Source organism: Gordonia sp. (in: high G+C Gram-positive bacteria), from assembly GCF_020438995.1.
Taxonomy (GTDB): Bacteria; Actinomycetota; Actinomycetes; order Mycobacteriales; family Mycobacteriaceae; genus Gordonia.
Genome location: NZ_JAGQTN010000198.1, coordinates 1 through 9,841, shown reverse-complemented (window position 1 = coordinate 9,841; position 9,841 = coordinate 1). Strand labels below are relative to the sequence as shown.

The following is a 9,841-nucleotide window of genomic DNA, read 5'->3' as shown; positions in this document are numbered from 1 at the left end:
TGAGCGCTCTCGTGCAGCGATTCGCGGGTCTTCTTCGCCGTGATGAGACGGATCCGGTTGGCCTTCTGCGTCGTTCCGCGCAGCGCGGCGAGCTCGGGCCGGACCTCCGCGGCGGCCGGAGCACTCGTCGCCGGAGCACTCGCGGCGGGAGCGGGGGCAGCAGGAGCGGGCGCGGCCGGTGCCGGTTCGGGTGCCTTGGCGGCCTCGGCCGCGGCCAGCACATCCTGCTTGCGGATGCGGCCGCCCACCCCGGTGCCCTTGATCGAATTCAGATCGAGGCTGTTATCGGCGGCGAGCTTGCGGACCAGCGGCGTCACGTACGGCGTCGACTCGATGGTCGGCGGGTCGGCCTTCACCACGGTCGCCGACTCGGTCGGTGCCGGTGCCGGTGTCGCCGCGACAGGTTCGGGTTCCGGTTCGGGTTCGGGTGCCGGCGCGGGGGCCGCGGGTGCGGGTGCCGCCGACGCGTCACCGATGATCGCGAGCTTGCCGCCGACCTCGACGACGTCGTCCTCCTGGGCGAAGATCGCCAGCAGGGTGCCGGAGGCTGGTGCGGGGATCTCGGTGTCGACCTTGTCGGTGGAGACCTCCAGCAGCGGCTCGTCGGCCGACACCTCGTCGCCGACGGCTTTGAGCCAGTTGGTGACGGTGCCCTCGGTGACGGACTCGCCGAGCGCGGGCATCACGACCTCTGTACCCTCGGCGGCTGACGCCGGTGCGGCTGCGGCAGCCGGCTCCGGTTCTGCCGCGGGTGCGGCTGCGGCGGGCTCTTCGGCTGCCGGTGCGGGCGCGGCGGGTGCGGGGGCTGCGGACTCGGAGGCGTCACCGATAAGGGCCAACTCGCCGCCGATCTCGACCACGTCGTCCTCTTGCGCGACGATCTTGATCAGCACGCCCGACGCGGGAGCCGGGATCTCGGTGTCGACCTTGTCGGTGGAGACCTCGAGCAATGGCTCGTCGGCCTCGACGGTGTCTCCCTCCTCCTTCAGCCACCTGGTCACTGTTCCTTCGGTGACGCTTTCACCCAGGGCGGGCATCTGGACGGAGAAGGCCATCGCTGTTGACTCCTCAAACTCAAACTTGACGCGTTGATGACGGACAAATTATGTGCGGCTCGGTATCGGCGGGGTGGTCGATGCCTCGGGATAGAACCCTACCCGCGATCGCTTTCCGAGATGTGATGTGCGGTACTTACCGCCCGAGAAGTTTGCTGACCGGCCGTCCGCCCCGCCGGCGCCGTCCGGGAATCGGTCGCGTTCGTCACGGGCGGGACCCGATCATCCGTTGGCGGCGATGTCCTCGAGTACCGCGAGGATCGTGCGGACCGGTACGCCCGTACCACCCTTGGGGTTGTAGCCCCACGCCCCGCCGGTGTTGAATGCCGGGCCGGCGATGTCGATGTGCGCCCACTGCACGCCCTCGGGCACGAACTCCTTGAGGAACACCCCGGCCAGCAGCATGCCGCCCCAGCGCTGTGCTCCGGCGTTCACCAGGTCGGCGACCCGCGAGTTGAGTTCGGCGCGAAGTTCGGTCGGCAGCGGCATCGGCCACGCGTTCTCGCCGGTCCCGGCCGACAGCCGTGCCACCCGGTCCCGGAACTCGTCGGTACCCATCACGCCGGGGGTGCGGGTGCCCAGCGCGACCATCTGCGCGCCCGTCAGTGTCGCGGTGTCGATGAGGTAGTCGGGATTGTCCTCGCCCGCGCGCACGATCGCGTCGGCCAGGATGAGCCGCCCTTCGGCGTCGGTGTTGATGACCTCGACGGTGATACCGCCGTACTGGGTGAGCACATCGCCGGGGCGCTGCGCGGTGTCCGACGGCATGTTCTCGGCCATCGGGACGGTGGCGATGACGTTGACGTCCAGACCGAGCCGGGCGGCCAGGATCGTCGAGGCGATCACCGCCGCCGCCCCGCCCATGTCGGAGGTCATGTTCTCCATGCCGGCCGGCGGCTTGAGAGAGATGCCGCCGGTGTCGAAGGTGATGCCCTTGCCCACCAGCGCCACCGTCTTGGCGTCCTTGCCGGCGTTGTGGGTCAGCCGGACCAGTCGGGGAAGCCGCGACGAACCCTTGCCGACGCCGATGATGCCGCCGTACCCGCTGCGGGCGAGTTCGGCATCGTCGAGGATCTCCACCTTCAGTCCGGCGGCGCCGGCGAGGACCCGTGCGCGGTCGGCGAACTCCTCGGGATACAGGTGGCTCGGGGGAGTGTTGACGAAGTCGCGGGCCAGTGCCACGCAGTCGGCGACCGCGGCGGCGTGGCTGAGTTCGGCCTTGGCCTCCCTGGTCCGTTCCTCGACGAGCAGCGTCACCGACGACGGCGGCGCCTTCTTGGCCCGGGACTTGTCGGACCGGAACTCCTCGAACCGGTAGGCACCCAGGAAGAAACCCTCGGCCGCGGCGTCCAGGTTCGCATCCGACAGCGTGGTGGCCACCGAGTCGAGACCGTCGAGCGATCGCGCGACGATGCCCGCGGCCTGCCGCACCTTGTCCGCGTCGTCGACGTCGGCCGGGGCGCCGAGGCCGATGGTGACGATCAGGTCGACCGGTACCGACGCCGGGGCGGGGAAACGGTGTACCTCACCGTGTTTGCCGGTGGCGCCGAGCACCTTCAGTGACGCCGATATCTGTTCGGCCGCCGCGTCGTCGAGGATGCCGTCGACCGTCACCAGAGTGGGCTCGGCGGGTGCGTCCGAGGGGCTGGGGCCGTCGGCGGATTCGGGACCGATCAGGCCGAGAACGAGGACCGTGTCGTCGGCGTCGATGGTGGAGGACAGGTGCAGTTCGGGGCCGCGGACGCGGTCGAAGGAGTCGTTCTTGCTCACCCGGTCAACTCTGCCACAGTGGGCACAGTCGGCTGCGGTGATGTGGCCGGCGGTGATCGTGTGGAGCACCGGCGCGATACGCCCGGTGAAACCCAGTAGCGTAGGACGCCATGAGTGAACTTCTTGACGGGCCGATCGCCGACCGCCACGTCGCGCTGGGGGCTACTTTCGCCGGTTTCGGCGGCTGGAACATGCCGGTGTCGTACGCGGGGACCGTCGCCGAACACACGGCCGTACGTGAGGCCGCCGGGATCTTCGACGTCAGCCACCTGGGCAAGGCGCTGGTGTCGGGGCCGGGTGCCGCGGATTTCGTGAACTCCACGCTCACCAACGACCTCGCCAAGATCGGCCCGGGCAAGGCCCAGTACACCTTGTGCTGCAACGAATCCGGCGGGGTGATCGATGATCTGATCGCCTACCTCGTCGGCCCGGACGAGGTGTTCCTGGTTCCCAACGCCGCCAACACCGCGACGGTCGTCGCCGCGCTGCAGGCCGTCGCGCCCGACGGGATCACCGTCACCGACCAGCACCCCGAGTATGCGGTGTTCGCGGTGCAGGGGCCGCGTGCGCCCGAGGTGCTCGAAAGCCTCGGGTTGCCCGCCGACATGGAGTACATGGCGTTCGCCGATGCCGAGCTGACGCTGCCGTCGGGGACGGCACCTGTGCGGGTGTGCCGAACCGGTTACACGGGCGAACGCGGCTTCGAGGTCCTGCCGCGCTGGGCGGACGCCGGACCGGTGTTCGACGCCCTGCTGGAGAAGGTGATCGGGGTCGGTGGTCAGCCCGCCGGGCTCGGCGCCCGCGACACCCTGCGCACCGAGATGGGTTATGCACTCCACGGACATGAGCTCTCCACCGAGATCACCCCCGTCCAGGCCCGCGTCGGTTGGGCCGTCGGCTGGGACAAGCCGGCGTTCTTCGGCCGTGACGCGCTGCTCGCCGAGAAGGCGGCGGGTCCGGCGCGCAGGCTCTACGGTTTGCGGGCAACCGGCCGCGGCATCCCGCGCGACGGCTGCGTGGTCAACGCGGCCGACGGACAACAGATCGGCGTCTGCACATCGGGAACCTTCTCACCGACTCTCAAACACGGCATCGCTCTGGCCTTGCTCGACTTGGCGTCCGGGGTCAAGAAGGGCGACGAGGTCACTATCGACGTCCGTGGCCGGGCGCTGGCATGTGAAGTCGTCATCCCGCCGTTCGTCGAATCGCACGTGTAGCGGGTCGGCGGAAACCACTTGCCGCACGGCGATAGGATGTACCGATGACCTTGCAGTTCAGCCGCACCGAACACCCGCACCCGGTTTCCGAGGGTCGGCGTTCGGAGATCCTCGCCGCACCGGGCTTCGGAAATTACTTCACCGACAACATGGTGATGGTCGACTATGACATCGACCAGGGATGGCACAACGCGCAGGTAAAGCCCTATGGACCCATCGCCCTCGACCCGTCGGCGATGGTCCTGCACTACGGCCAGGAGATCTTCGAGGGCCTCAAAGCCTACCGGCAGCCGGACGGCTCGATCTCGGCCTTCCGGCCCGAGGCCAACGGTGCGCGCCTGCAGCGGTCGGCGCAGCGGCTGGCGATGCCGGCGTTGCCCGTCGACGACTTCATCGCCTCACTCAAGGCGTTGCTCGAAGCCGACAATGCGTGGGTGCCCGCGGCCGGCGGTGAGGAGTCGCTGTACCTGCGTCCGTTCATGTTCGCCTCGCAGGCCGGACTCGGTGTCAACGCACCTTCGGGTTCGTACATCTACTCGGTGATCGCCTCCCCGGCGGGCGCCTACTACTCCGGCGGCATCAAGCCGGTGAGTGTGTGGCTGTCCACCGAGTACGTGCGCGCCGCCCCCGGCGGTACCGGTTTCGCCAAGTGCGGCGGCAACTACGCCGCCGCGTTCCTGGCGCAGCAGCAGGCCACTGCACAGGGCTGTGATCAGGTCGTGTGGCTCGACGCCATCGAACGCCGCTACATCGAGGAGATGGGCGGCATGAACCTGTTCTTCGTGTTCGGTTCCGGTTCGGACGCCCGCCTCGTCACTCCCGAGCTGAGCGGTTCGCTGCTGCCCGGCATCACCCGCGACTCACTGCTGACGCTGGCCGCCGATGCCGGTTTCGGTGTCGAGGAGCGCAAGATCAGCACCGAGGAGCTTCGCAAGGGTGCCGCCTCCGGCGACATCACCGAGGTGTTCGCCTGTGGTACCGCCGCCGTCATCACCCCCGTCGGCCGGGTCCGCGGCGTCGGTGAGGACTACACCATCGCCGATGGTCGGCCCGGTGAGGTCACGATGGCGCTGCGCGACACCCTGACCGGCATCCAGCGCGGCACCTTCGCCGACACCCACGGCTGGATGACCCGCCTGCACTGACGCGCCCGGAATGATCTCGCGTCCCGCAGTGGAGAGGCTATGACCGACACCGTGGCGCGACGGCAGGAGCTGATCGGGATCGACCTCGCGGAGCCGTTGCGTGAGGATGAACTGGACTGGCTCAATGCGGACTCCGAGTTGGCCCGCCCGGACCTGCGACCTATGACCCGAAGCCGCCGAAGGGCGTGACGAAGAGTATCGCCTTGCGTACGAAGCTGTACTGCGATTTGCCCGGCCCGTAGGCGAAGCAGTTCACGAAGGTGTAGTACCGGTGCGGCAGCGGGTGCAGCTGCGGGATCGCCGACAGGGTTACCGATCCGGTCGTGACTGTGCGTTGCTTCACGATGCGGTTGGTGTCGAAGCCCCACGGGAGCGGATCGGGGATCCAGAGCTGGCATTCGATCGGGCGGCGGGGGAGATTGTCGACGTGTACGACGATGGCCCCGTTCGATACCCAGAATCTGGCCTGCGGAGGTGTGACTGCGTCGGCGTGCGAGGGTGCGAGCAGGGATCCGATGGCCGAGATCAGAAGGGCGAGTGCGCCGATCGCGGTCCGGTGTGCCTTGCGGGATGACTTGGCCATCATGCCTCCTGAAGGTCGACCGGGTTTGTTGGGCGTACCAGGGATTTCGCAGGTGCGGGCCCTGCTGTTACGCAAGCGCAGTCGGTGCCTTCGGCTCGATGTCGAACAGCTCGGCTGCGTTGCCGAAACACACCGCGCGCAGCCAGTCGTCGCCGAGGCCGATACGCTCGCACGCGTCGAGGGCGTGCCGGTACGGGTACGGAATGTTGGGGAAGTCGCTGCCGAAGAGCACCTTGTGGCCGAGGTCGCCGAGCCGGCCGAGGAGTTCTGTGGGGAACGGCCCGATCTGTTCGGTGAAGTCGGTGAAACTCATCGTGGTGTCGAGCCGGACGTTGTCGTAGCGTTCGGCCAGTTCCAGAAAGTCCACGTATTCCGGGATTCCCATGTGCGCGACGATCAACGGGAGGGTGGGGAATCGGCCCAGCACGCGGCGTATCGGTTCCGGTCCGGTGTGGGCGCCGGGTGCCGGTCCCGAACCGCAGTGGATCACCACGGGTATCTGTGCCGCGGTGATCTGCTCCCACACCGGATCGAGCAGCGGGTCGTCGGGGGAGTAGTCGCCGACCTGGATGTGCGACTTGAAGATCCGTGCCCCGGCCGCGATCGCGTCGGCGACGTAACCCGGCGCCTGCGGTTCCGGATAGAAGGTCGCGGTCTGCAGGCAGTCCGGATGTGAGGCGGCGAAGTCGATCGCCCAGCCGTTGAGCCACTGCGCCATGCCCGGCTTGTGCGGGTAGATCATCGACGAATAGCCCAGGACACCGAACGAGCGCAGCGTCGCCACCCGCTCGTCCTCCTGCGCGCGGTAGGTGATCGGCCATTCACGTCCGAGTATCGGGCCGACGGAATCGAAGTACGCCCACACCTTGTCCAGGACCTGTTTCGGCATGAAATGGGTGTGCACGTCGATCAGCCCGGGAAGTCCGAGGCGTTCGGTGAAGGCGCGGACCGACCGGGCCTCCTCGGGACTGAACGGTTGCGGCATCGATACGCACATGAGGCTTGACGCTACGCTCCCGCGGCGACCTGCTATCGAGCAAGGAGGCCGACGAGGGTCATCGCCAGGCCGAGTTCGATCGCCGCGCCGAGGATGTCTCCGGTGATACCGCCGATGCGGCGGGCGCAATGCCGCGATAGAAGCCATATTGTCGTTGTCATCACGGCGAGAGTTGTTGCCGCGGTGAGTGTGTGGGTGATGTCGTAGTTGCCCGATCCGGTGGCGCCGAGCGCGGCCGCGCCGATCAGCATGATCGCCGGCCAGATGATCGGCGAAAGCCGTTGCGTGCCTGCGACCATCGCACCGAAGCCGGTATCGCTCGCCGGTCCCAGCGCCCGCCGACATGCGGCGACGACCGCGACACGGCTTGCGATGACCGCGAAAACGATGTCGTACCAACGATGTTCGTCGGTAAGTGCCGCGAATCCGATGGCCTGCACCGCGCCCGCGGCGACGATCGCGGCGGCGCCGAACGGACCCACCGACCCCGACTTCATCACCTCCGCGACGCGCTCGGGTGGGCCGTAGCAGCCCAGGCCGTCGACGGTGTCGGCCAGACCGTCGACGTGCATGCCGCGGGTGATCAGCGCCAGCCCTACCACGAGCAGCACCCCGATCAGCGTCGACGGCAGCGACGTGTGCGACAGCCCGAATGCCAGTGCGGCGGCCAGGGATCCGAGCAGTGCACCGACGACGGGCACCGCGGCGATCACCGCGCCACCGGTGCGGCGGTCCATGGCCACCGCCGGAGTCGGGACCGGCAGCACCGTCAGCCAGCTGATCGCCACGTGAACCGCGGAGATGGGGGAGAGTGGCATCGTTGCGGGAAGGTCAGGCGTTCGAGACGCCTGCCTCGCCGAACGTCGCCATCGACGTGAGCACGTCGATCGCCGACTGCACCACAGGAAGCGCCAGCACCGCACCCGTGCCCTCGCCCAGGCGCATTGACATCTCCAGGATCGGTTCGATATCCAGATGTTCGAGCGCCGCCGAGTGGGCGGGTTCGACCGAACGGTGCCCGGCTACCCACCACTGGACCGCACCCGGTGCCAATTGCTCGGCGACCAGCGCCGACGCGGTGACGATGACGCCGTCGACGATCACGGGCGTCTTGCGTACGGCGGCCTGCGCGAGGAAGCCGGCCATCGCGGTCAGGTCGGCGCCGGCCACCGTCGCGAGCATGGCGAGCGGATCGTGGCGATGCTTTCGTACTCTGCGCATGCCGTCGCGGATCGCGGCGGTCTTGCGGATCCATCCGGCGTCGTCGATGCCCGAACCCCGGCCGACCACCTCGACGGGTTCGCGGGAGGTGATCGTCCCGATCAAGATCGCCGCAGGAGTGGTGTTACCGATTCCCATCTCCCCGGCGATCAGCAGATCCGCACCGGCGTCGACGAGACTGTCGGCGATGGCGCGTCCGGCCGCGAGGGCCCGACGCGCTTCGTCGATGCTGAGTGCGTCGGTCACCTGCAGGTCACCGCTGCTACGCCGTACCTTGAACGCGGCGACGGCCGGGTTGGTGTCGGCGTCGACCGACAGATCGGCCACGTGCACAGTGGCACCGGCACGCCGGGCGAGCACATTGATGGCCGCCCCGCCCCCGGCGATGTTGGCCACCATCTGCGCGGTGACCTCCGGCGGGTACGCCGACACGCCTTCGCGGGCGACGCCGTGGTCGCCGGCGAACACGACAACCCGCGGGGAACGCAAGGGTCGTGGCGGGCAGATGCCCTGGCAGGCGGCCACCCAATTGCCCAACTCCTCGAGCCGGCCCAACGACCCCGGCGGCTTGGTGAGGGTGAGCTGGCGGGCACGAGCCGCTTCGGCAGCGTCATGATCGGGTGCATCGACAGGTGGGAAGATCTCGGCGTCGGCCGGGTCGACCGGCCTCGCGGGCACCGGCAGCGCACCCGTCCGGACGACGTCCTCGGCGGCCGTGGTGTCGGCGGAGTCAGGTGTGGCGTCGGAAACCGGCGGGATGTGCGCAGCATCCGTAACCGGTGCCGGCGCCTCGTCGGGCACCGGCACCGGCACCGGCTGCGCGGCGACCACAGTGGCTGCGGGTTCGCCCGCGGGTAGCTCAAGCACCCGTCCCGCGACCACCAGCAGCACACGATCGCACACCTGCGCCAGCGCGGCGTTGACCGATCCGAGGTCGTCCTGGAACCGGCGGCCTGCCGGTGTCGGGGCTACCGGGGCCAGCCCCACCTCCGGGCTGATCAGAACCAGGTCGCCGGTGAAGGCGGCCACCGCCTCACACAGCGCGGCCGAGGCGTCGCCGATGCCCCGGTCGAGGTGATCCCAGCCGTCGACGGCATCGACCTGCGCGGCCACCCAGTTGCCCAGATCGTCGACGAGCGTGGCGACGGCCGGATCGTCGGCCAGCGCCTTCGCGACGTCCGTCGTCTCGACGGTCAGATACCGGTCTCCGCGGCGGTCACGGTGTGCGCGCACCCGGGCCACCCACTCGGTGTCCGACGATATGGTCGGGCCGGTGGCCAGATAGCGGACCCGAGGGTGGGCGGCCAGCAGTGCCTCACCATGTGTGGACTTGCCCGACCGCACCCCGCCGAGGACGAGAGTTCGTGTTCCGCTCATCCGGCCGCTCAGACCGGGTCGCCGGCGGACACCTGCGGACGCGGTGCACGCATTTTGCGCAACTGCATCGCGCGGCTGAACGAGTACCAGCCGAGTTTGAAGCCGCCGTCGGCGCTGTCCGGGTAGCGTTCGCGGACCCTGCGGTTGACCAATCGGCCCAGGACGACCGCGTCGACGATCATCACCACGACGAACAGCAACAGCACGATGTTCATGATCATCGGATAGTTCACCGATATCGGCGTGAACATGAAGAAGATCAGGACGATGGCGAACGGCATGAACAGCCCGGCCAGGTTGCGTCGCGAGTCGACGATGTCGCGGGCGAACTTACGCACCGGCCCCTGATCGCGCGGCAGCAGGTAGCGTTCGTCGCCGGCCATCATGCCCTCGCGCTGCTTGAGTCGCCGTTCGCGGCGGTCGTCGGCCGCGGCGCGCTTCTCCTCGCGCGTCATCGTCGACTTGAGTTCCTTCTT

General features: G+C 68.6%; 10 protein-coding genes. 3 read left to right on the top strand and 7 right to left on the bottom strand.

Features of this window, described 5'->3' with window-relative positions:
- Both sucB and KDB67_RS14560 read right to left on the bottom strand, forming a co-directional pair.
- Positions 1–1,055, bottom strand: a 1,055-nt coding sequence (gene sucB, locus KDB67_RS14565) for a 2-oxoglutarate dehydrogenase, E2 component, dihydrolipoamide succinyltransferase (protein ID WP_291016949.1), incomplete at its 3' end; no start/stop codon positions are given.
- 222 nt (positions 1,056–1,277) lie between these two features.
- Positions 1,278–2,825 (bottom strand): leucyl aminopeptidase, encoded by a 1,548-nt coding sequence (locus tag KDB67_RS14560; RefSeq protein WP_291016948.1) that lies wholly within the window; start codon positions 2,823–2,825, stop codon positions 1,278–1,280.
- Between the two features lie 110 nt (positions 2,826–2,935).
- On the opposite strand from KDB67_RS14560, the gene gcvT reads away from it, so the two are divergent.
- The 3 genes from gcvT to KDB67_RS14545 are packed head-to-tail and all read left to right on the top strand — an operon-like array spanning position 2,936 to position 5,376.
- Positions 2,936–4,042 (top strand): glycine cleavage system aminomethyltransferase GcvT, encoded by a 1,107-nt coding sequence (gene gcvT, locus KDB67_RS14555; protein WP_291016946.1) that lies wholly within the window; start codon positions 2,936–2,938, stop codon positions 4,040–4,042.
- 44 nt (positions 4,043–4,086) lie between these two features.
- Complete coding sequence (locus tag KDB67_RS14550; RefSeq protein WP_291016944.1) at positions 4,087–5,187, top strand: branched-chain amino acid aminotransferase; 1,101 nt, start codon at positions 4,087–4,089, stop codon at positions 5,185–5,187.
- A 39-nt stretch (positions 5,188–5,226) separates the two neighbouring features.
- Positions 5,227–5,376, top strand: coding sequence for a hypothetical protein (locus KDB67_RS14545; RefSeq protein WP_291016942.1), 150 nt, complete (start codon positions 5,227–5,229; stop codon positions 5,374–5,376).
- On the opposite strand, the gene KDB67_RS14540 is transcribed toward KDB67_RS14545, so the two are convergent.
- From KDB67_RS14540 to KDB67_RS14520, 5 genes are all read right to left on the bottom strand, one after another.
- The gene (locus KDB67_RS14540; RefSeq protein WP_291016941.1) at positions 5,348–5,770 is read right to left on the bottom strand and encodes a hypothetical protein; all 423 of its coding nucleotides are present in this window, start codon (positions 5,768–5,770) and stop codon (positions 5,348–5,350) included. The two genes, KDB67_RS14545 and KDB67_RS14540, sit on opposite strands and share 29 nt — an antisense overlap.
- A gap of 67 nt (positions 5,771–5,837) precedes the next feature.
- Positions 5,838–6,755: an amidohydrolase family protein gene (locus KDB67_RS14535; protein WP_291016939.1), complete on the bottom strand. Its 918-nt coding sequence runs from the start codon at positions 6,753–6,755 to the stop codon at positions 5,838–5,840.
- 44 nt (positions 6,756–6,799) lie between these two features.
- The gene (locus KDB67_RS14530) at positions 6,800–7,585 is read right to left on the bottom strand and encodes an adenosylcobinamide-GDP ribazoletransferase (protein WP_291016936.1); all 786 of its coding nucleotides are present in this window, start codon (positions 7,583–7,585) and stop codon (positions 6,800–6,802) included.
- A 13-nt stretch (positions 7,586–7,598) separates the two neighbouring features.
- Positions 7,599–9,365, bottom strand: a complete 1,767-nt coding sequence (gene cobT / locus KDB67_RS14525) for a nicotinate-nucleotide--dimethylbenzimidazole phosphoribosyltransferase (protein ID WP_291016934.1) — start codon at positions 9,363–9,365, stop codon at positions 7,599–7,601.
- Between the two features lie 8 nt (positions 9,366–9,373).
- On the bottom strand, positions 9,374–9,841 hold a 468-nt coding region (locus KDB67_RS14520; protein WP_291016931.1), incomplete at its 5' end, for a DUF3043 domain-containing protein.

Coding starts and splice junctions, on each gene's coding strand:
- gcvT (WP_291016946.1), top strand. CDS start 2,936: ATGAGTGAACTTCTTGACGGGCCGATCGCCGACCGCCACGTCGCGCTG.
- KDB67_RS14550 (WP_291016944.1), top strand. CDS start 4,087: ATGACCTTGCAGTTCAGCCGCACCGAACACCCGCACCCGGTTTCCGAG.
- KDB67_RS14545 (WP_291016942.1), top strand. CDS start 5,227: ATGACCGACACCGTGGCGCGACGGCAGGAGCTGATCGGGATCGACCTC.
- KDB67_RS14540 (WP_291016941.1), bottom strand. CDS start 5,770: ATGGCCAAGTCATCCCGCAAGGCACACCGGACCGCGATCGGCGCACTC.
- KDB67_RS14535 (WP_291016939.1), bottom strand. CDS start 6,755: ATGCCGCAACCGTTCAGTCCCGAGGAGGCCCGGTCGGTCCGCGCCTTC.
- KDB67_RS14530 (WP_291016936.1), bottom strand. CDS start 7,585: ATGCCACTCTCCCCCATCTCCGCGGTTCACGTGGCGATCAGCTGGCTG.
- cobT (WP_291016934.1), bottom strand. CDS start 9,365: ATGAGCGGAACACGAACTCTCGTCCTCGGCGGGGTGCGGTCGGGCAAG.